The sequence below is a fragment of the Capillimicrobium parvum genome (genome assembly GCF_021172045.1).
Classification (GTDB): domain Bacteria; phylum Actinomycetota; class Thermoleophilia; order Solirubrobacterales; family Solirubrobacteraceae; genus Capillimicrobium; species Capillimicrobium parvum.
Genome location: NZ_CP087164.1, coordinates 5645837 through 5671629 on the forward strand (window position 1 = coordinate 5645837; position 25793 = coordinate 5671629).

Annotated in this window: 21 protein-coding genes; 11 read left to right on the plus strand and 10 right to left on the minus strand. The window is 73.3% G+C overall.

What is annotated here, in order from left to right; all coding sequences use genetic code 11:
* Positions 1 to 31: 31 nt before the first annotated feature.
* The 4 genes from DSM104329_RS27345 to DSM104329_RS27360 form a co-directional block, all read right to left on the minus strand.
* On the minus strand, positions 32 to 928 hold the full coding sequence (locus DSM104329_RS27345) for a PfkB family carbohydrate kinase (RefSeq protein ID WP_259313037.1): 897 nt from the start codon (positions 926 to 928) through the stop codon (positions 32 to 34).
* Complete coding sequence (locus DSM104329_RS27350; protein WP_259313038.1) at positions 925 to 2658, minus strand: homocysteine S-methyltransferase family protein; 1734 nt, start codon at positions 2656 to 2658, stop codon at positions 925 to 927. Before DSM104329_RS27350 ends, DSM104329_RS27345 begins: the two co-directional genes overlap by 4 nt.
* A 169-nt stretch (positions 2659 to 2827) precedes the next feature.
* Positions 2828 to 3781, minus strand: coding sequence for a LuxR C-terminal-related transcriptional regulator (locus DSM104329_RS27355; protein ID WP_259313039.1), 954 nt, complete (start codon positions 3779 to 3781; stop codon positions 2828 to 2830).
* Entirely contained in the window at positions 3778 to 5541 is a 1764-nt protein-coding gene (locus DSM104329_RS27360) for a homocysteine S-methyltransferase family protein (RefSeq protein WP_259313040.1), read from the minus strand. The genes DSM104329_RS27355 and DSM104329_RS27360 overlap by 4 nt, the downstream gene beginning before the upstream one ends.
* A 124-nt stretch (positions 5542 to 5665) precedes the next feature.
* Here DSM104329_RS27360 and DSM104329_RS27365 point away from each other — a divergent pair, with 124 nt between their 5' ends.
* Positions 5666 to 7048, plus strand: coding sequence for a hypothetical protein (locus tag DSM104329_RS27365; RefSeq protein WP_259313041.1), 1383 nt, complete (start codon positions 5666 to 5668; stop codon positions 7046 to 7048).
* Positions 7049 to 7154: 106 nt separating this feature from the next.
* On the opposite strand, the gene DSM104329_RS27370 is transcribed toward DSM104329_RS27365, so the two are convergent.
* The 4 genes from DSM104329_RS27370 to DSM104329_RS27385 form a co-directional block, all read right to left on the minus strand.
* Positions 7155 to 7991 (minus strand): sigma-70 family RNA polymerase sigma factor, encoded by an 837-nt coding sequence (locus tag DSM104329_RS27370; RefSeq protein ID WP_259313042.1) that lies wholly within the window; start codon positions 7989 to 7991, stop codon positions 7155 to 7157.
* A gap of 118 nt (positions 7992 to 8109) precedes the next feature.
* Entirely contained in the window at positions 8110 to 9255 is a 1146-nt protein-coding gene (locus DSM104329_RS27375; protein WP_259313043.1) for a L,D-transpeptidase, read from the minus strand.
* A 150-nt stretch (positions 9256 to 9405) separates the two neighbouring features.
* Positions 9406 to 10377, minus strand: a complete 972-nt coding sequence (locus DSM104329_RS27380; protein WP_259313044.1) for an ROK family protein — start codon at positions 10375 to 10377, stop codon at positions 9406 to 9408.
* On the minus strand, positions 10364 to 11056 hold the full coding sequence (locus tag DSM104329_RS27385) for an SDR family oxidoreductase (RefSeq protein WP_259313045.1): 693 nt from the start codon (positions 11054 to 11056) through the stop codon (positions 10364 to 10366). Before DSM104329_RS27385 ends, DSM104329_RS27380 begins: the two co-directional genes overlap by 14 nt.
* A 57-nt stretch (positions 11057 to 11113) precedes the next feature.
* On the opposite strand from DSM104329_RS27385, the gene DSM104329_RS27390 reads away from it, so the two are divergent.
* Positions 11114 to 12103 carry a 3'-5' exoribonuclease YhaM family protein gene (locus DSM104329_RS27390; protein WP_259313046.1) on the plus strand — a complete coding sequence of 330 codons (990 nt, stop codon included), beginning with the start codon at positions 11114 to 11116 and terminating at the stop codon, positions 12101 to 12103.
* A gap of 89 nt (positions 12104 to 12192) precedes the next feature.
* Positions 12193 to 12507 (plus strand): hypothetical protein, encoded by a 315-nt coding sequence (locus tag DSM104329_RS27395; RefSeq protein ID WP_259313047.1) that lies wholly within the window; start codon positions 12193 to 12195, stop codon positions 12505 to 12507.
* 14 nt (positions 12508 to 12521) lie between these two features.
* On the opposite strand, the gene DSM104329_RS27400 is transcribed toward DSM104329_RS27395, so the two are convergent.
* Positions 12522 to 13199 (minus strand): response regulator transcription factor, encoded by a 678-nt coding sequence (locus DSM104329_RS27400; protein ID WP_259313048.1) that lies wholly within the window; start codon positions 13197 to 13199, stop codon positions 12522 to 12524.
* An 87-nt stretch (positions 13200 to 13286) separates the two neighbouring features.
* On the opposite strand from DSM104329_RS27400, the gene DSM104329_RS27405 reads away from it, so the two are divergent.
* The 5 genes from DSM104329_RS27405 (at position 13287) to rfbB (ending at position 18933) form a co-directional block, all read left to right on the plus strand.
* The gene (locus DSM104329_RS27405) at positions 13287 to 15347 is read left to right on the plus strand and encodes a helix-turn-helix transcriptional regulator (protein ID WP_259313049.1); all 2061 of its coding nucleotides are present in this window, start codon (positions 13287 to 13289) and stop codon (positions 15345 to 15347) included.
* Positions 15348 to 15415: 68 nt separating this feature from the next.
* Complete coding sequence (locus DSM104329_RS27410; RefSeq protein ID WP_259313050.1) at positions 15416 to 15931, plus strand: pyridoxamine 5'-phosphate oxidase family protein; 516 nt, start codon at positions 15416 to 15418, stop codon at positions 15929 to 15931.
* 5 nt (positions 15932 to 15936) lie between these two features.
* The gene (locus tag DSM104329_RS27415; protein ID WP_259313051.1) at positions 15937 to 17013 is read left to right on the plus strand and encodes a glucose-1-phosphate thymidylyltransferase; all 1077 of its coding nucleotides are present in this window, start codon (positions 15937 to 15939) and stop codon (positions 17011 to 17013) included.
* 88 nt (positions 17014 to 17101) lie between these two features.
* Entirely contained in the window at positions 17102 to 17938 is an 837-nt protein-coding gene (gene rfbD, locus DSM104329_RS27420) for a dTDP-4-dehydrorhamnose reductase (protein ID WP_259313052.1), read from the plus strand.
* Positions 17938 to 18933, plus strand: a complete 996-nt coding sequence (gene rfbB / locus DSM104329_RS27425) for a dTDP-glucose 4,6-dehydratase (protein WP_259313053.1) — start codon at positions 17938 to 17940, stop codon at positions 18931 to 18933. The genes rfbD and rfbB overlap by 1 nt, the downstream gene beginning before the upstream one ends.
* A 9-nt stretch (positions 18934 to 18942) precedes the next feature.
* Here the strand turns inward: rfbB and DSM104329_RS27430 are convergent, their stop codons facing one another.
* A complete protein-coding gene (locus tag DSM104329_RS27430) occupies positions 18943 to 19362 on the minus strand; it encodes a nuclear transport factor 2 family protein (protein WP_259313054.1) in 420 nt (139 codons plus the stop codon).
* 27 nt (positions 19363 to 19389) lie between these two features.
* On the opposite strand from DSM104329_RS27430, the gene DSM104329_RS27435 reads away from it, so the two are divergent.
* From DSM104329_RS27435 to DSM104329_RS27445, 3 genes are all read left to right on the plus strand, one after another.
* Positions 19390 to 20025 carry a TetR/AcrR family transcriptional regulator gene (locus DSM104329_RS27435; protein ID WP_259313055.1) on the plus strand — a complete coding sequence of 212 codons (636 nt, stop codon included), beginning with the start codon at positions 19390 to 19392 and terminating at the stop codon, positions 20023 to 20025.
* Entirely contained in the window at positions 20000 to 20674 is a 675-nt protein-coding gene (locus DSM104329_RS27440; RefSeq protein ID WP_259313056.1) for a uracil-DNA glycosylase, read from the plus strand. Before DSM104329_RS27435 ends, DSM104329_RS27440 begins: the two co-directional genes overlap by 26 nt.
* A gap of 183 nt (positions 20675 to 20857) precedes the next feature.
* On the plus strand, positions 20858 to 25249 hold the full coding sequence (locus tag DSM104329_RS27445) for a DEAD/DEAH box helicase (protein WP_259313057.1): 4392 nt from the start codon (positions 20858 to 20860) through the stop codon (positions 25247 to 25249).
* The last annotated feature ends 544 nt before the right edge of the window (positions 25250 to 25793 follow it).

The following is a 25793-nucleotide window of genomic DNA, read 5'->3' on the forward strand; positions in this document are numbered from 1 at the left end:
GCGGCGGCGCCGGCGTGTTGCGGAATTCCGCTCAGACGCTGATCGACAGGCGCGTCATGCCCTCCAGGGCCTGGACGCGCTCCTCGATCTCCTCCTCGGTCAGCCGGACGACGCGCTCGGTGCCGAACTCCTCGACGTTGTAGGACGCCAGCGCGGTGCCGTAGGCCATCGCCGTGCGGTACTCGCCCGGGTTCTTCGCCAGGTAGCCGACGAACCCGCCGGCGAACGTGTCGCCCGCGCCGGTCGGGTCGACGACGGTCTCCAGCGGATAGGCGGGCAGGCTGAAGTACTCGTCCTTCGTGATCAGCGCGGCGCCGTACTCGCCCTGCTTGGCCACGATCACGCTCGGGCCCATGTTGAGCACCTCGCGGGCCGCCGACACGAGGTTCGGCTTCTCCGTGAGCTGGCGCAGCTCGGCGTCGTTGAGGATCACGCAGTCGACGCCGGAGATCGTCTTGACGAGGCTGGCGCGGGCGATCTCGATCCACAGGTTCATCGAGTCCATCGCGACGAAGCGCGCGCCCGTGCACTGGTCGCGCACCGCGCGCTGCACGTCGGGCTGGATGTTCGCGAGGAACAGCACCTCGGCCTGGCGCGAGGCCTCCGACAGCTTCGGGTCGAACGTCTCGAACACGCCGAGCTGCGTGTCGAGCGTCTCGCGCGTGTTGAGGTCCCAGCCGTACTCGCCGTGCCAGAAGAACGTCTTGCCGCCGGCGACGCGCTCGACGTCCTCGGTCACGGTGCCGCGCAGCGCGAGCGTCTCCATGTCCTCGAAGTCGTCGCCGACCGGGCCGACCGCGCGCACCTCGTCGAAGAACGACGCGGCCAGGGCGAAGTGGGTCGCCGCTCCGCCCAGCATCCGCTCACGCTCGCCGAACGGCGTCCTGACGCGGTCATAGGCAATCGATCCAACAACGGTCACGCTCATATGCGGGTCACTTTCACGAGATAGGCCACCATGACGTCGGAGGTCCCGATCCTCAGGTGGTAGGCGTCGGAGAGCCCCTCGACGCGTTCGATCTGCTCCTGGCTCTCCTGGAAATGCTCGGTGAACGGGAAGAAGGCGAAGTCGACGACCTCGCTGTGGAGCCCGTTCTGCTCCAGCAGGTCCTGCGTGCGCTCCTGCGACAGGATCGACAGCAGCATGAGGTACGCCTCGCCGTCGTCGGTCAGCGCCGCCGGCAGCGTGCCGATGAGGTGGTCGACCATGTTACGGCCCCAGTAGTCGATCGGCCGGTGCGACGACGCCTGCTGGAACGGGTCGACAGGGGTCTGGTAGAGGCTCGCCACGATCGTGTCGTAGCGCTCCTCCGGAACCCATGGGAACAGGTCCACCGCCTGGGCGGTCACCCGCTCAGCGACGCCGTTGCGGAAGGCGTTGGTCAGCGTGTCGTCGACCGCGGCGGTGTCGACGTCGATGCCGTGGACGTGCTCCGCGCCGTTGAGCGCGAGCTGCACGGTCTGCAGGCCGGTGCCGCAGCCGACGTCGAGACAGCGGCGCCCCTTGCCGATGCCGTTCTCGAACAGGTACTGCCAGACGAGGAACGAGCCCTGGGTCGGCGTGAAGGTCGAGCCGTCGACCATGAGGTCGGGGAACGGCAGCGGGAACATCGGCCGGCCGCGCGGGTCGGTCCACGGCGAGTGGTGGCGGCGCGGGGTGCGGTTGAGGCCGTCGTCGCCGGCCTCGGGCTCCTCCCGCCGGCGGCGGCCGGGCTTCGTGCCCTCGAGGCGGACACGCGCCGCGGCGATGTGATCGGGGCTGACGCCGCAGCAGCCGCCGATGATGTCCGCGCCCTCCGAGCGCCAGCCGAGCGCCATCTCGGCGTACTCCTCGCCGCCGATGCCCTCCTGGAACTGCCAGCCGGCGTTCGTGTAGTAGCCGAGGTTCGGGTACACGCCGAGCGGCATATCGGTGAAGTCGCGCAGGAAGGACAGCATCCCGGCCACGTGGTCCGGCGGGATGCAGTTGATCAGCAGCGCGCCGACGCCCATCTCCTCGAAGCGGCGGGCCGCGCGGCCGAACGCGTCGCCCTCGGGCCCGCCCCAGTGCTGGCCGTAGACGCCGCACAGCCCGTGGCGGCAGCGGCGGAACGACAGCCAGACCGGCAGGCCGGTCTCGAGCAGCCGCTCGACGGTCTGATACAGCGAGGAGGAGACGAGCGACAGGGTCTCGACGAGGATCAGGTCCGGCGGCTCGTCGGCGAAGGCGCGGCTGAGTAGGCGGACCGTCTCCTGCCCCTCCTCACCGTCGACGTCGGCGTTCAGCGAGAACGCGACGGCGGTCCTGCCCTCGCGACCGCCCTCGGCCACGGCCTGGCGCGCGACGCGCACGCCGCGGCGGGCGATCTCCAGCCAGTGCACGGGCTCGGAGCTGTCCTCCCACGGACGCACCCCGCCCTCGCCCACCGCGGACGCCAGGCCCCACGTGTCGGTCGTGATGACGTCGCAGCCCGCGTCGACGTAGCGCCGGTGCACCGCACGCACCTCCGCCGGCGAGTAGGCGAGCGCGCGCACGCCCCACAGCTGCTCGCTGTGCGGGCCCTCGGTCAGCAGGTCCTGCGGCAGCTCGGTGGCGATGCCGCCGTCGAGGATCACGCAACGCTGCTCGGACAGCGCCTCACGGACGGCGTCGTACGCCGACGCGGTCGCGAAGCTCACGTCCGACTCTCCCATGAAGCCGGCCAACCGCGCACCTTCTCTCCATACCCTCGGGGTCCCAACGGGACCATGATTGCGCCCACCGGGAGGGGGCTACACCACCCGAGGGGGTGGTCTTGCCTGGCCGTTGGGCAGGCAAGGGGGGTGGAGCGGGCGGCGGCGAGCACGGTCATGCGCCGGGCGGCCCGTCCCCGCGGCGCAGCGTCAGGCGCAGGTACCGCGAGGTCGCCTCGGCGCGGTTGGCGGCGTGCAGCTTGCGCAGGATGTTCTTCACGTGGAACTTCACCGTGCCCTCGGACACGACGAGGCTGCGCGCGATCCCGCCGTTCGTCTCGCCCTTCACCATGAGCTCGAGCACGTCGAGCTCGCGGCGGGTGAGCAGGTCGCGCAGCGCGGACTCGTTCGGGGCGGCGCCGCGCGAGGGCTCGTCGTCGCCGCCCGGCTCGCGGTCGGTGGCCAGGGTCACGGCCCGATCGGACAGCTCGCTCGTGCGCGCGTCGGCCCAGCTGGCGACCTGGCGCATCTCCTGGCGCTGGTTGCGCAGGCGCCGGCGCAGGACCGCCCGTTCGAAGACGAGGGCGAAGCCACCGGCCAGCGCGCCGAGCCCGTCGCGCTCGAGCTCGCCGAGCGGCGGCCCGCCGCGGGCGGGATCGCGATCGCCGTGCAGGAAGCCGATCACCCTCGCCTCGAGAACGATCGGCGCCGTCAGGTAGACGTCCCAGCCGAGGATGTCCGCGTAGGCCCGGCGCCCGCGCGGGTCGCCGTCGGCGCGCGCCACCAGCTGCGGCCGCCGGCGGCGCAGCACCTCGCCCTCGACGAGCGGGTAGTCGATCGGCACCGGCGCCTCGCGCAGCCGCGCGAGGGTGGCCTCGGCTCCGTCCGGATCGCGCGGGGCGTGGAGCGCCTCGGCGTGCAGCGCGGCGTCCTCGACGCGGCTGAGCAGCACGCGGTCGAGGTCCAGGGCGGCGGCGGTCTCGACCGGCCCGCGCTCGAGGATCTCGCTCACCGGGCCGAGCTCGGCCAGGCGCTCGAGCGCCGTCCAGACGCCCTCGAGCGCGGCCACCCGCCGGCGGCACGCGTCGAGCGCATCGGCGGCCGCGACGGCCTCCTTGCCGAGCGTCATCGGCGCTTGGCCCACGGCGCGGTCCCGTTGCCCGGCTGGTCGCCCGAGCGGCGGACCTCGAGCAGGTAGGCGACCACGACGTCGTGCTCGGACAGGCGCAGGTGGTAAGCGTCGGAGAGCTCCTCGACGCGCTCGATCTGCGCGACGCTCGGCTCGAAGGCGGACGAGAAGTGAAACAGGTCGTAGTCGACGACCGTGGCCGTGAAGCCCGCGGCGCTCAGGAGCTCCTCGGTGCGGTGCTGGGACAGGATCGAGAGCTGCACCACGTAGGCGACGCCCTCGGGGGCCAGCGCCTGCGGCAGCTTGGCGATGACCTGGTCGAACGCGTTGCGCCCCCAGTAGTCGAGCGGCCGGTGCGTCGAGACGCGCTGGAACGGGTCGACCGGGACCTGGTAGAGGCTGGCCACGATGACCTCGTAGCGCTCCTCGGGCACCCACGGGTACAGGTCGACCCGCGCGATCGACATGCGGTCGGACACGCCGTTGCGGAATGCGTTCTCGTGCGTGTTGGCCACGGCGCGCTCGTCGACGTCGATCGCGTGCACGTGCGCCGCGCCGTTGAGCGCGAGCTGGACGCCGAGGATGCCGGTCCCGGCGCCGACGTCCAGGCAGCGCTGGTGGGCGCCGATGCCCTCCGCGTAGAGGTAGCGCCAGGCCAGGAAGCTCGCCCCGCCCGGCGCGAACACGCCGGGGGCGCAGACGAGGTCGGGGAACTCGAGGGGGTACAGGAGGCGCTCGCGGCGGTCGCGCCACTGCGACGGCTCCGGCGTGACCGGGACCGCCACGTCGGCCGTGGCGCCGGCGGCACGCCGCCGGCCCGGCCGCGTCCCGTCGAGGCGCTCGCGCGCCGCGGCGATGTGGCCGGGCGTCACGCCGCAGCAGCCGCCGATGATGTCCGCGCCCTCCTCGCGCCAGCGCAGCGCCATCCGCGCGTACTCGTCGCCGCCGATGCCCTCCTCGAACTGCCATCCGGCGCTCGTCAGGTATCCGAGGTTCGGATACACGCCGAGCGGCATGTCGGTGAAGTCGCGCAGGAACGAGATCATGCCGTCGACGTGGTCGGGCGGGATGCAGTTGGCCAGCAGCGCGCCGATGCCCATCTCCTCGAAGCGGCGCGCGGCGCGGCCGAACGCGTCGCCCTCCGGACCGCCCCAGTGCTCGCCGTAGACCCCGCAGAGCCCGTGCCGGCAGCGGCGGAACGACAGCCAGACCGGCAGGCCGGTGTCGAGCAGGCGCTCGATCGTGTCGTAGAGCGACGGGCGTACCAGCGACAGCGTCTCGACGAGCAGCATGTCCGGCGGCTCGTCGGCGAACACGCGGGAGAGCAGGCGGATCGTCTCCTGGCCCTCGTTGGCATCGACGTCGCCGTTGAGCGAGAAGGCCACCGCGGCGGCGCCGTCGCCGACCGCCTCGCGGGCCAGCGTGACGCCGCGGCGGGCCACGTCCATCCAGTGCACCTCGCGCGACGTCTCCCACAGGCGCGGCCCGTTGGACATCAGCGCGCTCGGCAGGCCCCAGGTGTCGGTGGAGATGACGTCGCAGCCCGCCTGGACATAGCGGCGATGGACGTCGCGGACCGCGTCGGGGTCGTCGACGACCGCCCGCACGCCCCACAGCCGGTCGTCGCTCTCGCGCATGCCGGGCAGCTCCGTGCCCACGCCGCCGTCGAGCACGACGCAGCGCTCCGCCCGCAGCAGCTCGCGCACGCGCTCGTACGCGGGCTGGCGCCCGACCTCGGCCTGCGATGCACTGCTCCCCATGGACCGCAGTCTAGGTCCCGGTAGAGTGGCCGCGCTGTGGCGACAGGGGGCCCGGCCGGACGCCGTTTCGGGCTCACCGCGACGACAGGGGCGCATCGTCCGCCCCAGGAGATTCGATTCCCCCATGCTTGCACCCCGCGCGCGCTTCATCCGGTTGTGCCTGTGCGCGCTCGTCGCCGTGGCCGCGACGGGCGCCCTGGCCGCCCCCGCCCCGGCCGCCGTACCGCCCGACTTCTACTCCGTCAGCGTCAACACCATCTTCAACCCGGACGGGACGCTGAAGCCCAACGGCGACGCGCAGCTCGCGGCGCTGCAGGCGACCGGCGTGACCGCCGCCCGCATGGACGCGTCGTACGCCGCCGTGCAGCCGCTGGGCACCGGGCCCGGGTTCCCGCCCTCGTTCGTCGTGCTCGACCGCATCGCGACGGCGCTCGCCTCGCACGGCCTGCGCTGGGAGCCGACGCTCGGCTATGCACCGCTCTGGGACCGGCCGGATCCGAGCACCGACAAGACGCCGCCGTCGAACCCGGCCGCGTTCGCCGCCTACGGCGCGGCGGTCGTCGCGCGCTACGGGCCCAGCGGGTCGTTCTGGGCGGCCAACCCGGGGCTGCCCGTGCTGCCGATGGAGCTCATCGAGGTCTGGAACGAGCCGAACCTGCCCGCGTACTGGCGCCCCGCCCCGGACGCGGCGCGCTACGCCCGGCTGTACCTCGCGACGCGGACCGCGATCCACGCCGTCGCGCCCGGCGTCAAGGTCGTCACCGGCGGGCTCAGCCCGTACGAGAAGCCGGTGAACTTCCTGGCGCGGATGAAGCGCGACCAGCCGCAGCTCATGGGCAACCTCGACGGCGTGGGCTTCCACCCGTACGCGGCGGGCGCGCCCGGGGTGATCGCCCAGGTCGCGGCGCTGCGCACCGGGCTCAACCGGCTCGGCGGGCGGGCGGTGTCGATCGCCGTGACCGAGGTGGGCTGGCCGCTGCCCAACCGCAGCCCGACCCGGAACTTCGCGCTGCCCGACAGGACGCGCGGCGGGGCGACGGGGCTCATGGCCGACGCGATGGGCTCCGGCAACTGCAACGTGTCCGGCATGACGCTGTTCAACTGGACGTCGGCGATGAGCAACCCGGTCGAGCAGGAGGACTGGTTCGGCATCGAGCGCCCGGACCTCACGCCGACCCGGTCGGTGGGCGCCTACTCGGGCGCGGTGCGCCGCAACCAGACGCCGGGCTCGGTGGCGACCTGCGGCGGGCGCGGGTCGGCGCGGCTCGCGCTCGGCCTGCGGCTCAAGGCCAAGCAGGCCAAGAAGCGTCGGTGCGCGACGGCCACGGTCACCTACCGCGGCCTGCCGCTGAACCACGTGCGCGTGGCGATGCAGGCCAACCGCCGCACCATCCACCCGCTCACCGGCCACCGCGGGATCGCGCGTCTGTGCTTCCGCGGCAAGCCGAGGATCTCGGCCCGGGCCGCCGTGGGCGACTGGGCGCGCTCGGCGAAGCGCACGGTGTAGGCGGCGACGCCGCGGCGGCCCGGTGATCCGGGCCGCCGCGGGGCCGCGGCCCCGCGCTCCCCGTCCGCGGGAAGGACGGAGAGCGCACGCTCAGCGCGGCAGGGAGCTACGCCGCGTTGAGCGCCTGGGCCTCGGGCAGCTGGCGGAGCTTGCGCAGCGCCTGCTCCTCGAGCCTGCGCACCCGGTCGGCGGAGAGCTTGAGCTCCCGCGCGACCTGGTGCATCGTCCGCTCAGGCTGGCCATCGAGCCCGAACCGCATCTGGATCACGCGCCGCTCGCCGCCCGGGAGGTTCTCCAGGGCGGAGTCGATCGCGTGACGGTCCATGACGGCGGCGGTCTCGTCGAAGGGGGTCGGGCTGGCGCGGTCCTCGAGGAAGTCGCCCAACTCGGCCTCGTCGTCGCCGACGGGCGCGTGCAGGGAGACGGTGGCCGGCAGCTCGCCACGCACGATCTCGATCTCGTCGAGCGTCAGGCCGAGCTCCTCGGCCAGCTCCTCGTTGCTCGGATCGCGGGCGTGCTTGAGCACGAATCGCCGCTCGGCGCGCTGCACGCGGTGCAGTCGCTCCGCGATGTGCACGGGCAGCCGGATCGTCCGGCCCTTGTCGGCCAGCGCGCGCGCCAGGGACTGCCGGATCCACCAGACCGCGTAGGTGCTGAACTTGAAGCCCTTGCGGTGGTCGAACTTCTCGACCGCGCGGATGAGGCCGACATTGCCTTCCTGGATGAGGTCGAACAGCGTCAGCCCGCGGTCCTGGTAGCGCTTGGCCAGCGAGACGACGAGGCGAAGGTTCGCCGTCATCATCCGCTCCTTGGCCGCGAGGTCACCGCGCTCGATGCGCTTGGCGAGCTCGATCTCCTCGTCCGCGGTCAGCAGCTTGTGGCGCCCGATCTCCTCCAGATACAGCGTCAATGCCTCGTCGTGGTCGTACATGGACCAGAGCATTCACGCCGACCCTGAGGGCGTCGTGAAGCGAAGGTAAGGCCCCGCTCAGTGCAAGCGCGCGCCCGCGCCCAGGGTCAGTGAGGCCCCGTTCGGTGCAAGCGCGCGCCCGCGCCCAGCGTCAGTGGATCAGGACGCGCGCGCCGAGCGGCACCCGCGGATACAGGTCGATGACGTCGGAGACGTGCATGCGGATGCAGCCGTGCGAGGCGCGCGTGCCGATCGACCAGTCCTCGGCGGTGCCGTGGATGCCGACCCCGTTGACGATGCCGAGCCACCGGGCCTTCAGCGGGTTGTCCGGCGCACCCCCGGGGATGACCTGGCCGGCGAGCGACCCCGCCCAGTCCGACAGCGGCACGTGCCAGGCGGGGTCGACCTGCCTGCTCGTGATCCGGTACAGGCCCGCGGGCGTGTCGAGCCCGGCCATGCCGACCGCGATCCCGTAGCTCTTGACGAGGCGCAGGTTCTTGAAGAGGCGCAGGCGGAACCCCCCGCGGTCGACGGTGACGATCGTCGAGTTGGCGCGCCGCAGCGAGCGGACGGTGACGGGCGGGTCGAGGCCGACGAGCGGCTGGCGCAGCGCGTCGCGCCTCGCGAGCGGGTCGATGAGGACCTTGCCGACGCGGCCGGCGAGGCGCGACGCGTCGATCGTGAAGCCGCGCTTGGCCGTGTGGACCCTCATCCGCGTCACGCCGATGCGCAACGTCGCGCTGCGCGGGCGGCGGGTGACCGAGCCGGAGACCTCGTTCGCCCAGGCGCGGACCGCGGGCCGCGAGTACGTGGCGGCGACCGGGACCTGCAGGCCGGCGCCGGCGCCGCCGGCGGCCCGGCGCGTCGGGGCGGTGGTGGTCGGCGTGGTCGTCGGCGTGGTCGTGGCCGGCGTGGGCGTGGCCGGCGTCGTGGGCGCCACCGGGACGACGACGGGCGGCGGCGGGGGCGCGGTACCGGCGTCGCGGGACGCGTAGTAGGCGCGGCGGGCGGTCCGCAGCGCGTCGAGGCGGACCTTGGCGCGCGTGCCGTCGACCTGGAACCGGCGATGGCCCACGCGCACGGTCACCGGCGCGAGCAGACGCGGCGTGACCTCCTGGTCGAGCTTCCCCGCCGCTGCGGTGATCGTGAGGTTCGACAGGTCGACGCCGCCGGCGGTCGTGCCGGGGCCGATGATCGAGGTGTCGTCCGCGGTCTGCGCGCCCGCCGGGGCGGCGGCCAGAGCCAAGGTGAGGGTCAGCGGGGCGATTGCGGCCCAGAACGTCCGTGCGCCAGTCATCCGGCGGCCAATGTAGTCAGCCGCGGCCCCGCATCCTGCAAGTCCGCCGTCAGGCGCAGGAGCGGCCGGTCACGCGACGACGGACGGCGTCCCACACGTCGGCCGTGGCGTCGGCGACGGGCCGGGGATCGGTCGCCCACATCGGTCGGCTCACGGGCCGACGAGCATGGCGGCGCCGAGCGCGCCGCCGTAGTCGCCGAGCGCCGCGACGGCCACCGCGGGCGGGCGGTCGTCGTTGAAGAGGTGCGGCCGCATCGCCTCGGCCAGGCGCGCGGCCGCGGCGTCGCCGAAACGGACGCCCAGCCCGCCGCCGAGGACGACCGCCTCGACGTCGAGCAGGTTGATCGCCGAGGCGACGCCGGCGCCCAGCGCCAGGTAGGCGCGCTCGAAGAGATGCTCGGCGAGCTGGTCGCCGTGCTTGAGCGCCCGCTCCCAGACGCCGCTGGTGAGCCGGTCGCGCCCCCGCTCCTTCATGATCTTGAAGAGGTCGGTGTGCTCGCCCTCGTCGTGGCGCCTGCGCGCTTCGACCTCCATCGCCTTGCGCCCGGCGTAGGCCTCCATGCACCCGTGCCGCCCGCACGGGCAGAGGGCGCCGCCGCGCTTGACGACCATGTGGCCGATCTCGCCGGCCGCGGCGCGGCCCTCCCACTCCTTGCCGTCGAGGATGAGGCCCCCGCCCACGCCGGTGCCCCAGAAGACGCCGAGCAGCGACCCGTACGGCTTGCCGGCGCCGAGCTCGAACTCGGCCCGCGTCGCGACCGACACGTCGTTGCCGATCGCCACGGACGTTCCGAGCGCGGCGCCGAGCATCTCGGCGACCGGCACCGCGCCGGTCCAGTTCGGCAGGTTGCCGGCCTGCGCGATCGTCCCCTGCCTGGCGTCGATGTCGCCCGGCGAGCCGAGCCCCACGCCCCCGAGCTCGTCGGCGTTCAGGCCGGCCCCGACGCACGCCTGGCGCATCACGTCGGCGAGCGCGTTGATGACGTCCTGCGGACCGCCGGTGGTCGGCGTCGGCTGGCGCGCCTCGCCGAGGACCTTGTGGTCGGCGTCGGCGACGATCGCCTGGATCTTGGTCCCGCCGAGGTCGATGCCGCCGCGCGGCCTGGTCTCAGGCTCGACCATAGACGGGCACGTGCGCGCCGCTGGTCGGCGACGACGCGTCGGAGCACAGGAAGCGGATGACGCCGGCGATCTCCTCCGGCTTGACCCAGTTGTCGAAGTTGGCGTTCGAGTTCGCCGCCCGGTTGCCGGGGGTGTCGATGATGCTCGGCAGGATCGCGTTGACCCGGATGCCGTCCTTGCGGTACTCGGCCGACATCGCGTCGACCAGCGCGAGCACCGCGGCCTTCGAGGAGATGTAGCCCGCGGCGCCGGCGAAGGGGCGCACGGCGGCGCGGGTCGACACGCAGACGATCGCGCCGCTGCCCGCCTCGAGCATGTGGGGCAGCGAGGCGGCGCAGACGAGGTAGGCCGGGCGCAGGTTGAGGCGGAACTGCGCCTCGAAGTCGCCGATGGGGGTCTCGTGGACGCGGCCGCCCTCGGAGAAGCCGCCGACGAGGTTGACCGCCGCGGCCAGGGGCGCCCCGGCGTCGTGCGTCGCGCGGGCGACCACCGCGGCGACCGAGGCCTCGTCGAACAGGTCGGCCTGGATGAGCTCCAGGCCGTCGCGCCGCTCGACCCGGTCGAGCTCGCGCTCGTCGACCCACGGCACGACGACGCGCCATCCGTCGTCGAGGAACGCGCGCGTCACCGCGCTGCCGAGCCCGCCGGTGCCTCCCGTGACGATCGCGGTGCGACCCATGCGCCGGGAATCTACCTCCTGCGGGGATTCGTCCGCGGGCGTGTCTACGTTTGCGCCATGTTCGTCCGGAACCTCACCGACGGATGCGAGGTCGACCAGGTCATGCTGGTCCGTGAGGCCGAGGTGCGCCAGAAGCGCGACGGCCGCGAGTTCCTCAAGCTGACCCTGGCCGACCGGACCGGCCGGGTGACCGCGACGATCTGGGACGGGGCGGCGGAGCTCGGGCGTCACGTCCAGCCCGGCGTGGCCGTGCGGGTCATCGGGCGCTTCGGCTCGCATCCCCGCTACGGCGCCGAGATCGTCGTCCGGGCGCTGCGCCGCCCGGCGGAGGGCAGCTACGACCCGGCCGACCTCCTCGACGGGCCGCCGAAGCCCGCCGAGCAGATGGAGGCCGAGCTACGCCAGCTGACCGCCACGGTCCGCGACCCGTTCCTCGCCGAGCTGCTCGACCGGCTCATCGGCCCGTCGGGGCGCTGCTGGCCGGCGTACCGCGAGGCGCCGGCGGCGAAGACCTACCACCAGGCCTACCGCCACGGGCTGCTCGAGCACTCGCTCACGGTCGCGCAGGCGGTCCACGCCGTCAGCAACACGTTCCCGGGCATCGACCACGACGTCGCGGTCACCGGCGCGCTGCTGCACGACATCGGCAAGCTCGAGGCCTACGCCACGGACGGCCTGCGCATCGAGATGACCGACGCGGGGCGCCTGCAGGGCGAGATCGTGCTCGGCTACACGCGCGTCCTGCGCACGATCGGCGCGATCGAGGGCTTCCCCGACGACCGCGCCGAGGCGCTGCTGCACATCGTGCTCAGCCACCACGGCTCGCTCGAGCACGGCTCCCCGGTGGTGCCGTGCACGCGGGAGGCGACGCTCGTGCACTTCGTCGACAACCTCGGCGGCCGCCTCGGCTCGTTCGACCGGCTCGAGAAGGAGCTGCAGGAGGGCGAGTGCTGGTCGGGCTTCGACCGGGCGCTCGGCGGCGGTGCGTACTTCGCGGCCGGGCGCGACCGCGTGCCCTGCGAGCCCGCGGCGGCCGAGGCCGCGTAGCCCACGCCGCCGCCCGGCGGGCGGCGATAGCGGACGGCGCGGACGGGTACCCACGCCTTCGACGAACGAGACGAAAGGATCCGCGCCCCATGGCCAAGAGCAGGCAGTCGGACCTCGTGGACACCCTTCGCGCCCGCGGCCTGCGAAAGCGGGTCGCCACGACCGTCGCGGACGCGGTCGAGGGCGGGCGCAAGCGCGCGAAGGACCCACAGAAGACGGTGCGTGAGGTGCTCGCGGACCTCAAGCGTGCGTCGCAGGAGATCGAGGACCGGGCCGCGGGCGGGCCGGCGAAGCGCAAGGACGCGGCAAGGAAGGCCGCGGCGACACGGCAGCGCAACGCCGCCAAGCGCAGCGCGGCGGCGAAGAAGGCGGCGCGGACGAGGAAGGCCAACGCCCAGGGCTGACGGGCGGCCTCAGCTCACGCGCTCCACCGCCGCCCCGCCCCCCGGGACGGCGGGTGCGCGCCCGACGGGGTCCCGAGCGAGACCTCGCCCCGCTCGAGCGCCAGCGCGATCGCATGCACGCGGTTGCGCGCCTGCAGCTTGCGGACCGCGTTGCGGACGTGGGTGCGCACGGTCTCGACCGACACGCCGAGCTCGCCGCCCGCGGCCTCGGCCGTCAGCCCCTCGGCCATGAGGTGCATCACCTCGCGCTCGCGCGGCGAGAGCTGGGAGACGCGGGTGACGGTGCGCTCGGACTCGAGGACGCGGTCCAGGCGGGGGTCGACGTACGTGCCGCCCGCCGCGACCTGCGCCACCGCCGCGACCAGCTCGTGCACCGGCCCGGCCTTCAGCACGTAGCCGGCGGCCCCCGCATCGAGGCCCGCGTACAGGAGATCGGCGTCGGCGTCCTCGGTGTAGAGCACGACCCGCAGCGTGCGGTGGCGGGCGATGAGCTGGCGGGCCAGCTCGATCCCCGAGGCATCGGGCAGCCCGATGTCGACGAGCACGACGTCCGGCCGGGCATGCTCGACCACGTCGAGCGCGGCCGCGGCGTTGCCGGCCGTGCCGACGACTTCGAGCTCCCCGCCCACCATGAGCGCCTCGAGCCCTTCCCGCAGCGCCTCGTGGTCATCGACGATGGCCAGCCGGGTCACGTCGGTCCGACGATAGACGGTTGTCCCGCAAAGAGCGGGAAAAGCCCCCGGCCCGACGCAGCCCGCGCCCCCTATCGTTGAGCACCGATGGCCAAAGACACCGAGAAGCTGATCAGGCAGCTCTCGCTCATCTCCTACCTCATGGCCGAGCGGCGCCCGGTCACCGCGACCGAGATCCGCCGCGACGTCGAGGGCTACAGCGGCATGAACGAGGACGCCTTCGCGCGGCGCTTCTACGCCGATCGCGCCGAGCTCGAATCGCTCGGCATCGCCCTCACGGTCGACAAGCCCGCCGACGGCATCGCCGAGCAGGAGAACTACTCGCTGCGGCCCGAGAACTTCCACCTGCCCGCGATCGAGTTCTCCGACGCCGAGCTCGCCTCGCTGCAGACCGCGCTCGCGCTGCTCGACGGCGAGTTCGCCTATGCCGAGCCGCTGCGCCTCGCGCTGCAGCAGATCTCGTGGGGCCGCCCGAGCCCGCTGCGGGCTCCCGACCAGGGCTCGGTCGCGCTGGGCCTCACCGCCTCCGCCGGCGGCCACGAGCTCTCGCAGCGCCTCGCCAAGGTCGAGACGGCGATCTTCCGCCACAAGACGATCACGTTCGACTACTACACGATGCAGCGCGACGAGGTCAGCCACCGCAAGGTCGACCCGTACCACCTGCTCTACCGCGACGGGCAGTTCTACCTGCTCGGCCGCTCGCACGAGCGCGACGCCCTGCGCGTCTTCCGGCTGTCGCGCATCCGCGGCAAGGTCGCGTACGCGACGAAGGCCGAGCACGACTTCAAGCGCCCGGTCGACTTCGACCCGCGCCCGTACGCGCATCGCGCCGCCTGGCAGATGGGCGACGCGGAGGCCACCGCCGAGGTGTGGATCTCCGAGCGCATCGCCTGGCAGATCAAGCGCCACTTCGGCCGCTACGGCCGCGTCGAGCCCGTCGCCGACGGCGCCATCGTCCTCTACACCGACTACGCCGTCTCCCGGCTCATCGCCGCCTGGGTCCTGAGCCTCGGCGAGCACGCGCGCGTCCTCGGCCCACCCGACCTCGTGGACGAGGTCGCCCAGCGCGCGGCGCTGGTCGGCGAGCGTCACACCGGCACGTTCGAGCTGGCCGAGTGCGTCGGCTCCGGCCCGCCGCCGGCCGCCGCCGAGGCCGAGTCCAACGGCGCCGGCCGGCGCGAGACGGCGATCCGCCCCGAGCGCTTCGCCCGGCTCGTCACGCTCGCGTCCGTCCTCATCGAGGCGGGCCGCGCCGGCCGCACGCTGCAGCGCGATGACGTGATCGAGCTCCTGCAGGTCTCCGAGGCCGAGCTGCGCGAGGACATCAACGTCCTCAACGTCGTCAACTTCGGCGGCGGCTCCTACGTGCTCTACGCCGAGCTGACCGACGACGGCGAGATCGAGGTCGACCCCGAGCCGTACTCCGACAACTTCGCCCGCCCTGCCCGTCTGCTGCCGGTCGAGGCCAAGGCGCTCATCGCCGCCATCGACCTGATCGGCGAGCACATCCCCGAGGGCTCCCTGGCCGGCGCGCGCGAGAAGATCGTCGCCGCGCTCGGCGAGGACCCGACCGAGGGCGGCCTGCACATCGCGTCGGCGGGTGGCGACGACTCGGAGATCGCCAAGGTCGTCTCCGGCGCGATCGCCGGCCGGCGGCTCATCGAGCTCGAGTACTACAAGGCCAACGAGGACGAGTTCTCCTCCCGGACCGTCGAGCCGTACGCGCTGACCAACGGGCTCGAGGGCTGGTACGTCGCGTCCTACGACCCGAGCGCCGAGGGCGACGGCCAGCGCCACTTCCGTCTCGATCGCATCAAGCACGTGACCGTGCTCGACGAGCGCTTCACGCCCCGCCCCGAGGTCGACCCGGCCGCCGCGGTCGAGGGCTGGCTGCGGACCGGCGAGGTGGAGGCCTCCCGGATGGCCCGGCTGTGGATCGCCCCGGAGCGCGCCCGCTGGGAGCGCGAGGCGCGCCGCGTGACCGAGGAGCTCGCCGACGGGGCCATCGTCGTCGAGCTGCCGTTCAAGGGGCTGGACTACCTGGTGCGCGAGGTCCTCAAGGGAGCCGGCGAGTCCGTCGTGCTCGAGCCCGCCGACGCCCGCGACGCCGTCCGGGAGGCCGTCAGCCGGCTCGCGCCGGTGCGGTGACGGGAACCGCGCATCCGGCCGGCGCGCTGGAGCGTCCGGCGCGGGATGGCTAGCCTCCCCGCGTCGTCATGAGCCGCCGTGACCAGATCCGCATGTCCGCAGACGAGGTGCGCGCGTTCCTCGACGGCGAGCGCACCGTGACCTGCGCGACGATCGGCCGCGACGGCCGGCCGCACCTGATGCCGCTCTGGTACGTCCGCGGGCAACATCTGCCTGCCGACGGACCCTGGGGGCCCGCATCGCAGAATGGTCGGGGCGAGCATCTGTGGGCGTGGACCTACGCGAAGTCGCAGAAGGTGCGCAACCTCGACCGCGACCCGCGCGCCACGCTGCAGGTCGAGGCCGGCACGGAGTACCACCTGCTGCGCGGCGTCATGCTCGAGACGGACGCCGTCGTCCACCGCGATCTCGATACGGTCACGGCGCTCGGACTGGAGATCTTCGCCCGCTACGGCGACGGAGGCGAGCTGTCGGACGACGCACGCGCGGCCGTGACCGCGCAGGCCGCGAAGCGGGTCGGCCTGCAGTTCATCGAGCGCAACCGGGTCACCTGGGACCACCGCAAGCTGGCAGGGGTGTATTAGCAACCATGACCGCGTTGAAGGGCCTGATCCTCTCGGGTGGCAAGGGCACGCGCCTGCGCCCCATCACCCACACGAGCGCCAAGCAGCTCGTGCCGGTCGCCAACAAGCCTGTGCTGTTCTACGGCATCGAGGCGATGGCCGCCGCGGGCATCGAGCAGGTCGGCATCATCATCGCCCCGGAGACGGGCGACGAGATCCGCGCCGCCGCCGGCGACGGCTCGCGGTTCGGCGTCGAGATCACCTATATCGTCCAGGACGAGCCCGCGGGCCTGGCCCATGCGGTCCTCACCGCCGAGCCGTTCCTCGGCCGCGATCCGTTCGTGATGTACCTGGGCGACAACCTCCTGCAGGGCGGCATCAAGGAGCTCGTCGCCCAGTTCGAGTCCGCCAACCCCGAGGCGCTGATCCTCCTGACGCCGGTGCCGGACCCCGAGCACTACGGCGTGGCCGAGCTCGACGGCGACCGCGTCGTCGCGCTGGCCGAGAAGCCGCCGGAGCCGAAGACGAACCTCGCGCTCGTCGGCGTCTACCTGTTCTCGCCGGTCATCCACGACGCGGCGCGAGCGATCGAGCCGTCCGCCCGCGGCGAACTGGAGATCACCGACGCGATCCAGCATCTCGTCGACAAGGGCGCGCGCGTGGAGCCGCACATCGTCGAGGGCTGGTGGAAGGACACCGGGCGCCTGGACGACATGCTCGAGGCCAACCGGCTCATCCTCGACAACCTCCAGACGCGGGTCGAGGGCGAGCTCATCGAGTCGACGGTCGAGGGGCGCGTGGTGATCGAGAAGGGCGCGGTGCTCGAGCGCTCGGCGGTCCGCGGGCCGGCGATCATCGGCGCGGGGACGCGGCTCATCGACTGCTACGTGGGGCCGTACTCGGCGATCGCGGAGGACTGCGTCGTCGAGGCGGCGGAGATCGAGCACTCGATCCTGCTCGCCGGATCGAAGGTGCGCCACCTCGAGGGGCGGATGGAGTCGTCGCTGCTGGGCCGCAACGTGACGATCAGCCGCGACGAGGGCCGTCAGCCCCGGGCGTACCGGTTCATGGTCGGCGACAACTCGGAGATCGGGATCCTCTAGGAATGGCGAAGGTGCCTGCACTCACCACTCAAACGGCGCTGCCGGCTCCTGGCCACCTTCGGCGGGCCCCCGAGCGAGGTGACACGAAGTGAAGCTCCTGATCACCGGCGCCGGCGGGATGCTCGGCCACCGCGTCTGCGAGCGGGCCACCGCGCTCGGCCACGACGTCGCCGCCTGCAAGCGCGCCGACCTCGACATCACCGACCCCGACGACTGTCTGCGGGTCGTCGAGGACTTCGGTCCCGAGGCGATCGTCAACTGCGCGGCATGGACCGACGTCGACGGCGCCGAGAGCGACCTCGACGGCGCGATGGCCGCCAACGGCACCGGCGCCGGCAACATCGCCCGCGCCGCCGCGGACGTCGGCGCGCGCATCGTCCACGTCTCGACCGACTACGTCTTCAACGGCGACAAGGCCGAGCCGTGGCTCGAGAGCGACGCGGTCGACCCGCAGTCGGTCTACGGGCTGACGAAGCTGCGCGGCGAGGAGCAGGTCGCCGACGCGACGCCGCGCCACGCGATCGTGCGGACCGCCTGGGTCTTCGGCGTCGGCGGCGGCAACTTCGTCGACACGATGCTGCGCCTCGGCGCCGAGCGCGACGAGGTCAGCGTCGTCACCGACCAGGTCGGCTGCCCCACCTGGACCGGCCACCTCGCCGACGCGCTCATCGAGGTCGCCGAGCGCGACGACTTCGGCATCCATCACATCGCGGGCCAGGGCGCGTGCTCCTGGAACGAGCTGGCGCTCGAGATCTTCGACCAGGCGGGCATCAGCTGCCGCGTGCTGCCGACGACGAGCGAGGCGTTCAAGCGCCCGGCGCCGCGGCCGGCCTTCAGCGTGCTGGGCACCGAGCGCCCGGACCCGATCGTCCTGCCGCCGTGGCAGCAGGGGGTCGCCGGACATCTAGCGGAAAGGAAGGCCTGATGAGACTGCTCGTATGTGGAGGGGCCGGCTTCATCGGCTCGAACTTCGTCCGGCTGCGGGTGCGCGACGAGGGCGACGAGGTCGTCGTCCTCGACAAGCTCACGTACGCCGGGCGGCGCGAGAACCTGCAGGACCTGCCCGACGTCGAGCTCGTCGTCGGCGCGATCGAGGACGGCGACGCCGTCGACCGGGCGATCGGCGACGGCGTGGACGCGATCGTGAACTTCGCGGCCGAGACCCACGTCGACCGCTCGATCTCCGAGCCCGACGCGTTCGTCAAGACCAACGGCCAGGGCACGTACGAGCTGCTGGAGGCCGCGCGCCGCCATCAGGTCTCCCGCTACGTGCAGATCTCGACCGACGAGGTCTACGGCTCGATCGAGGAGGGCTCCTTCACCGAGGAGTCGCCGATCCAGCCGTCGAGCCCGTACAGCGCGAGCAAGGCCGGCGCCGACCTGCTCGTCTCCAGCTACTTCCACACGTACGGCCTCGAGACGCTGATCTGCCGGGGCTCGAACAACTACGGGCCGTGGCAGTACCCGGAGAAGCTCATCCCCCTGATGGTCCTGAACGCCATGCACGGCGACCCCCTGCCGGTCTACGGCGACGGCATGCAGGTGCGCAACTGGCTCTACGTCGAGGACTTCGGCCGCGGCATCGGCCACGTGCTCGCGCACGGCCGGCCCGGCGAGGCCTACAACGTCGGCGGCCCGGACGAGTGCCCGAACATCGAGGTCGTCAACCGCATCGTCGAGCAGACGGGCGCGGACCCCTCGATCATCGAGTACGTCACCGACCGGCCCGGCCACGACCGCCGCTACAGCCTCGGCTCCGAGAAGGTCCGGGCGCTGGGCTGGGAGGCGCAGGTGCGCTTCGAGGAGGGCCTGCGGCGGACCGTGCTGTGGTACCGCGACAACGCCTGGTGGTGGGAGCCGATCCGCTCCGGCGACTACCGCGAGTACTACGAGCGCCAGTACGGGCGCAAGCTGGGCTGAGCGGCCGCCTCACGCGGCGATCGACACGAGCCGCCAGGCCTGGCCGTCCTTGCGGAAGCTGAGCGTGCGCAGCGCGTCGTTGCCGTCGAACGTCGACTCGACGCGCGCGGTGGCGGTGTTCCCGGTGACCTTGACCGACTTCACCGTGAGGTCGAAGGTGTTGGCGTCGGAGATCTGGTCGTCGACGACGTCCTGGCAGTCGCGGTTGCCCTGCTTGAGCTTCGCGGCGACCTCCGGGGCGAAGATCGACGTGCAGATCTCCTTCGCGTCCTTGTCCGATCCGGCGTTGCCGAGGTCGTCGACGACCTGGGCGACGGCCTTCTGTTCGCCGTTGAAGTCCTTGGCGGACTTGTTCTTCGTCTGGCCCGAGCAGCCGGCCAGGACGACGACGGCCAGGGCGGCGAGGATGGCGGGGGGCGCGAATCGCACGGCCGGGAGCCTATCTACACTGCGCTCGTGAACCGTCCACCCTCGATTCCGCGCGGCCGCCACGCTCCGCCGCTCGAAGTCCGGCTCGAGGTGCAGCGCGAGCGGCTGCTCAACGCGGCGGCCGCCGTGTTCGCCGAGCAGGGCTACGCCAAGGCGACCGCCGAGGCCATCAGCCGCGAGGCGGGGATGTCGAAGGCGACGTTCTACGAGCACTTCACGAACAAGGAGGACGCGATCCTCGCGCTGTTCGACGAGTCCGCCGAGCAGCTCGTCCGGCGGATGGCGCAGGCCACGGGCCAGGTCGCCGCGGCGCCCGAAGCGCAGATCCGCGCCGGCGGGCGCGCGTTCCTGCAGGCGCTCGCGGAGGATCCGCAGCGCGCCCAGACGCTGCTGGTCGAGATCATCGGTGCCGGCCCGCGCGCCGTGGAGCGCCGCGACGCGATGCTCGAGCGCTTCGCTTCGCTCGTCGAGGCCGAGAACGCGGCCGCCCATCACAAGCACGGCACACCGCGCTTCCGCTCGCCGCACGACGCGTTCGCGATCGTGGGGGCGACGGTCGAGCTGTGCTCGCGCCAGCTGCGCCTCGGCGAGCCCGAAGACCTGATGGAGCTCGAGCCGGTCATCGAGCGCCTCGCCCTTGGCCTCCTCGAGACCTCTCGCTGACCTCGAGGCGCGCATCGCGACCTGCCGGGCGTGCCCGCGGCTGGTCGTGTGGCGCGAGGAGGTCGCGCGGGTCAAGCGGGCGGCGTTCGCCGACCAGGAATATTGGGGCCGGCCGGTCCCGGGCTTCGGCGACCCGGAGGCGCAGGTGTTCGTGCTCGGCCTGGCGCCCGCGGCGCACGGGGCCAACCGCACCGGCCGGGTGTTCACCGGCGACCGTTCGGGCGACTGGCTGTTCGCCTCGATGCACCGGACCGGGTTCGCCAACCAGCCGACATCGGTGTCGATCGACGACGGGCTGCGGCTGACCGGCGCGTGGATCGCGGCGGCGGTGCGCTGTGCGCCGCCGGCGAACAAGCCGACTCCGCAGGAGCGCGACCGCTGCCTGCCGTACGCCGTGGAGGAGCTCGAGCTGCTGGACCGGGTGCGCGTCATCGTGTGCCTCGGCGCGTTCGCGTGGGACGCGGCGCTGCGAATCCTCGGGCCGGTCCGGCCGCGGCCGCGCTTCGGCCATCTCGCCGAGGCGGAGGTCGCGGGCCGGGTGCTGCTGGGCAGCTTCCACCCGTCGCAGCAGAACACGTTCACGGGCAAGCTGACCGAGCCGATGACCGACGCGGTGTTCCTCCGGGCACGCGAACTGACGTTCTCCTAGGCCGCGTAGAATGCGGCAAGTGGTCCGTCTCGTAACCATCGGTCTGAAAGGTGGGTCGTCGGCGCCGCCGGGCGAGGACGCAGACCCGAAGGAATCCCCCTGGGATTTCGAGTGGTCGAGGACGCCGCATGGCGGTGATCGACGGCCCGCATTTCGGGTCGATGGTTGCGAGATGGGCCACTAGTGGACGCTCTCGGTTCCTTCTCGCCCCGCGTCCGCGACTGGTTCACCTCCGCGTTCGCCGCTCCGACGGCGGCGCAGGAGCAGGCGTGGCCGGCGATCGCCTCGGGCGAGCACGTCCTGCTGTCGGCGCCCACCGGCTCGGGCAAGACGCTCGCGGCGTTCCTGTGGGCGCTCGACAAGCTCTCCCAGGAGCCGGGCGAGGGCGCGACGCGGCTCGTCTACGTCTCGCCCCTGAAGGCCCTGTCCTACGACATCGAGCGCAACCTGCGTGCCCCGCTGCGCGGCATCGGCGCGGACCTGAAGGTCGGCATCCGCACCGGCGACACGCCGCAGCGCGAGCGCGCGGCGATGCGCCGCAAGCCGCCGGACATCCTCATCACGACCCCGGAGTCGCTGTACCTCATCCTCACGTCGCAGGCGCGCGAGATGCTGACCGGCGTGGAGGCCGTGATCGTCGACGAGATCCACGCGGTCGCGTCGACGAAGCGCGGGTCGCACCTGGCGCTGACGCTGGAGCGCCTCGAAGAGGCGTCCTCGAACGAGGTCCAGCGCATCGGCCTGAGCGCGACGCAGAACCCGCTGGAGGAGGTCGGGCGCTTCATGGTCGGGCCCCGGCGCCGGTGCCGGGTCGTCGACGCGGGCATCCGCAAGCCGCTCGACATCCGGATCCAGGTGCCGGTCGAGTCGATGGTCGAGCCCGATGCGAGCCCGGGCGCGGATCTCGATCCGCTGGCCGGGGGAACCGAGGCGACGCGCCGCTCGATCTGGCCGGCGATCTACCCGCAGATCCTCGAGCTCGTCCGCGAGCACCGCTCGACGATCGTGTTCGTCAACAACCGGCGCGGCGCCGAGCGGCTCGCGCTGCGTCTGAACGAGCTCGCCGACGAAGACATCGCGCGCGCCCACCATGGCTCGCTGGCGCGCGAGGAGCGCACCGTCGTCGAGGAGATGCTCAAGGCGGGCGAGCTGCCGTGCCTGGTCGCCACGTCGTCGCTCGAGCTCGGCATCGACATGGGCGCGGTCGACCTGGTGCTGCAGGTCGAGTCGCCGAAGTCCGTGGCGCGCGGCCTGCAGCGCATCGGGCGAGCGGGGCACAACGTCGGCGACACATCCAAGGGCCGGATCTTCCCGAAGTTCCGCAGCGACCTGCTCGAGTGCGCGGTCGTCACGCGGCTCATGCGCGAGGGGCGGATCGAGCCGACCGTCGTGCCGCGCAACGCGCTCGACGTGCTCGCCCAGCAGATCGTGGCGATCGCGGCCAGCGCCCCGGACGAGGAGCCGGTCTCCGTCGACGACCTGTACGCGCTCGTCACGCGCACGCACTCCTACGCCGAGCTGCCGCGCACGCTGCTCGAGAACGTCCTCGACATGCTCGACGGCCGGTACCCGTCGGCCGAGTTCGGCGAGCTGCGGGCCCGGATCGTTTGGGACCGCGTGGCCGGAACGGTCCGGCCGCGCAAGGGCGCGCGCCAGCTGGCGATCACGAACGCCGGCACGATCCCGGACCGCGGGCTGTTCAGCGTGACGCTGCCCGACGGCCGCCGCGTCGGCGAGCTCGACGAGGAGATGGTCTACGAGGCGCGGCCGGGCCAGACGTTCCTGCTCGGGGCCTCCTCCTGGCGCATCGAGGAGATCGGGCGCGACCGCGTGGTGGTCACGCCGGCGCCCGGCGTCCCGGGCGCGGTGCCGTTCTGGAAGGGCGACGGCGTGGGGCGTCCGAAGGAGCTCGGCATGGCGATCGGCGCGTTCGCGCGCTGGGCGGTCGACCAGCCCGCCGAGGTGCTCGAGCGCGACTACGACCTCGACGAGCTCGCAGCGAAGAACCTCCTCGACTTCCTGCGCGAGCAGCAGGCGGCGACGCGGGTGCTGCCGAGCGATCGCACCGTGGTGATCGAACGCTTCCGCGACGAGATCGGCGACTGGCGCCTGTGCGTGCTGTCGCCCTACGGCGGCCGGGTGCATGCGGCGTGGTCGCTCGCGCTCAGCGCCCGGATCCGCGACCGCTTCGGCCTGGAGTCCGACGCGATCTGGTCCGACGACGGCATCATCGTCCATCTGCCCGACGCGGACGAGCCGCCCGGCGCCGACCTCGTGCTCGTGGAGCCGGACGAGATCGAGGACCTCGTCGTGGGCGAGCTGGGCGCGAGCGCGCTGTTCGGCGCGCGCTTCCGCGAGAACGCCGGGCGCGCGCTGCTGATCCCGCGCGCCTACCCGGGCCGGCGCACGCCGCTGTGGCAGCAGCGCCTGAAGTCGCAGTCGCTGCTCGAGGTGGCCAAGCGCTACGCCGACTTCCCGATCATCCTCGAGACCTACCGCGAGTGCCTGCGCGACGTCCTCGACCTGCCCGGCCTGATCGAGCTGCTCACGGCGCTGCACCGGCGCGACCTCTCGCTCGTCGAGGTCGAGACGCCGACCGCCTCGCCGTACGCGTCGTCGCTGCTGTTCGACTACGTCGCCACGTACATGTACGAGGGCGACACGCCGAACGCCGAGCGCCGCGCGGCGGCGCTCTCGCTGGACCGCGACCTCCTGCGCGAGCTGCTGGGCCAGGAGGAGCTGCGCGACCTCATCGACGCCGACGCGCTCGAGCAGGTCGAGGACGACCTGCAGCACCGCTCGCCGCGCACGCAGGCCGACTCGCGCGATGCGCTCGCCGACGTGCTGCGCCGGCTCGGCGACCTGACGCCCGGCGAGGTGCGCGGCCGGGTCCTGCCCGGGCTGGACGCGGCGGCGATGCTCGACGCGCTGGCCGGGGAGCGGCGGGCGGTGCGCGTGCGGGTCGCCGGCGAGGAGCGCTGGATCGCCGCCGACGACGCCGGGCTGTATCGCGACGCGCTCGGCGTCGTCGCGCCGAGCGGGCTGCCCGAGGCGTTCGTCGCCGACGTGCCGGACGCCCTGGCGCGGCTCGCGGCGCGGTACGCGCGGACCCACGGGCCGTTCACGACGGCGCAGCTGCGCGAGCGCTACCGGGTGGATCCGTCCGCGGCGCTGGGCGCGCTGGAGGCCGCGGGCGAGCTGGTGCGCGGCGAGCTGCGGCCCGGCGGGTCCGAGCGCGAGTGGTGCGACGCGGAGGTGCTGCGGCGCCTGCGCCGGGCGTCGCTGGCGGTCCTGCGCAAGGAGATCGAGCCGGCCGACCAGCGGGCGTTCGCGGCGTTCCTGTCCTCCTGGCAGGGCGTCGATCGCCATCCCGCGGCGGGCGCGGGCATCGACCGCCTGCGCGAGGTGCTCGTGCCGCTGCAGGGGCTGGCGCTGCCCGCCGAGGTGTGGGAGCGCGACGTGCTGCCGCGCCGCACCGGCGCGTACTCGCCGACGTGGCTTGACCAGCTGTGCGCGTCGGGCGAGGTCGTGTGGGTCGGGGCCGGCTCGCTCGGGCGCTCGACGGGCCGCGTGGCGCTGTACTTCCGCGAGGACGCCGAGGCGATCGGGCCGCCGCCGCGCCGGGACGGCGAGGCCCCCGACCTGCCCGAGCACCGGGCCGTGCGCGAGCGGATCGCCGCGGCGCCGTGCTTCTTCACCGACCTGCTCGCCGAGCTCGAGCTGTCGCCCGAGCAGGTGCAGGAGGCGCTGTGGGACCTCGTGTGGGCGGGCGAGGCGACGAACGACGCCTGGGCGCCGCTACGGGCCCCGCGGCTGACGCTGGCCCGCGCGCAGCGGTCGCGCGAGCGGGCCTCGACGCGGCGCTTCGGCTCCCGGCGGCGCGGGGCGACCGCGACCGTCCAGGGTCGCTGGTCGCTGACCGCCTCGATCTTCCGCGCGCAACTTGATCTGACCCCATCCACCCAGCGTCGCCGCACCATCGCCGAGCTGCTGCTCGAGCGCTACGGGATCGTCACCCGCGAGCAGGTGCTCGCCGAGGGCGTTCCCGGCGGCTTCTCCACGCTCTACGACGCGCTGTCGGCGCTCGAGACGCTGGGGATCTGCCGGCGCGGCTATTTCGTCGAAGGGCTCGGCGGCGCGCAGTTCGCCCTGCCCGGCGCGGTCGAGCGGCTGCGCGCCCAGCGCGATCCGGCGACCGGCAGCGCCGCCCCGATCGTCCTCGCCGCCACCGATCCCGCCCAGCCCTACGGAGCCGCGCTGCCGTGGCCGCGGCGCGAGGGCGAGCCGACCTCGCGGGCGCGCCGCGTGCGCGGCGCCTACGTCGTGCTGGCCGGCGCCGCGCCGGTCGTGTTCGTCGAGAAGGGCGGCCGGGGGCTGCAGGTCCTGGTGGCGGCCGACGACCCACGGCTGCGCGACGCGCTCGAGGCGCTCGCCGAGTTCGTCCGGGCCGGACGTGCGGGCAAGCTCTCCCTGGAGAAGGTCGACGGCGAGCCGGTGGTCGGCTCGGACCTCGAGGCGCTGCTGATCGAGCTCGGCTTCCGCCCCGGCCCGCGCAAGCTGACCCTCAGCGCCTGACGTTCGGCCGTCCACGCCCGCTCACCGGGCATCGGCGCCCGCACGTCCGATGTCCTCAGCGCCTGACGTTCGGCCGTCCACGCCCGCTCACCGGGCATCGGCGCCCGCACGTCTCGATGTGGGGCCGGCCGCGGAGCGTCGGCGGCTCGCGGCGCCGCCCCGGCGCCTCACCGCGGTGGCGCTCGCGCCCGCGCTGCCACGCGCGGGGCGCTCACGAGCCGCCCGGTGACGACCGCCGTCGTCCGGCGGCGCCCCTGCGGCGCCGCCACGCTCCCCTCGGATGGCGTCAGGGCAGGCATGGCGCCGCGGCTGTCCTGCCCGCGGGCCACGATGCTGCGCTCTGACGCGTGTCCCGGGACCGCCGCCTGGCCCCACGCGCTGGGCGTGGCGTGCTGGGCTGCGGTCCGGACGGGCGCTCCGACATGCCATATGCCGGCCGGCGTCAGGGCCGCCGCGACGAGGAGGGGAAGCGCTCCGGACACGCCCACACCATGCCGGGCGCGCCTTCGGCGAACATGAAGATCCTGTCAACAAGGGCCTACCG

Bases quoted from the DNA above. Each gene is read 5' to 3' on its own strand.
- DSM104329_RS27395 (WP_259313047.1), top strand. From the start codon at position 12,193: ATGGCCAAGAGCAGGCAGTCGGACCTCGTGGACACCCTTCGCGCCCGC.
- DSM104329_RS27365 (WP_259313041.1), top strand. From the start codon at position 5,666: ATGCTTGCACCCCGCGCGCGCTTCATCCGGTTGTGCCTGTGCGCGCTC.
- DSM104329_RS27345 (WP_259313037.1), bottom strand. From the start codon at position 928: ATGAGCGTGACCGTTGTTGGATCGATTGCCTATGACCGCGTCAGGACG.
- DSM104329_RS27380 (WP_259313044.1), bottom strand. From the start codon at position 10,377: ATGGTCGAGCCTGAGACCAGGCCGCGCGGCGGCATCGACCTCGGCGGG.
- DSM104329_RS27410 (WP_259313050.1), top strand. From the start codon at position 15,416: ATGAGCCGCCGTGACCAGATCCGCATGTCCGCAGACGAGGTGCGCGCG.
- DSM104329_RS27390 (WP_259313046.1), top strand. From the start codon at position 11,114: ATGTTCGTCCGGAACCTCACCGACGGATGCGAGGTCGACCAGGTCATG.
- rfbB (WP_259313053.1), top strand. From the start codon at position 17,938: ATGAGACTGCTCGTATGTGGAGGGGCCGGCTTCATCGGCTCGAACTTC.
- DSM104329_RS27415 (WP_259313051.1), top strand. From the start codon at position 15,937: ATGACCGCGTTGAAGGGCCTGATCCTCTCGGGTGGCAAGGGCACGCGC.
- DSM104329_RS27370 (WP_259313042.1), bottom strand. From the start codon at position 7,991: ATGCTCTGGTCCATGTACGACCACGACGAGGCATTGACGCTGTATCTG.
- DSM104329_RS27405 (WP_259313049.1), top strand. From the start codon at position 13,287: ATGGCCAAAGACACCGAGAAGCTGATCAGGCAGCTCTCGCTCATCTCC.
- DSM104329_RS27385 (WP_259313045.1), bottom strand. From the start codon at position 11,056: ATGGGTCGCACCGCGATCGTCACGGGAGGCACCGGCGGGCTCGGCAGC.
- DSM104329_RS27360 (WP_259313040.1), bottom strand. From the start codon at position 5,541: ATGGGGAGCAGTGCATCGCAGGCCGAGGTCGGGCGCCAGCCCGCGTAC.
- DSM104329_RS27355 (WP_259313039.1), bottom strand. From the start codon at position 3,781: ATGACGCTCGGCAAGGAGGCCGTCGCGGCCGCCGATGCGCTCGACGCG.
- DSM104329_RS27375 (WP_259313043.1), bottom strand. From the start codon at position 9,255: ATGACTGGCGCACGGACGTTCTGGGCCGCAATCGCCCCGCTGACCCTC.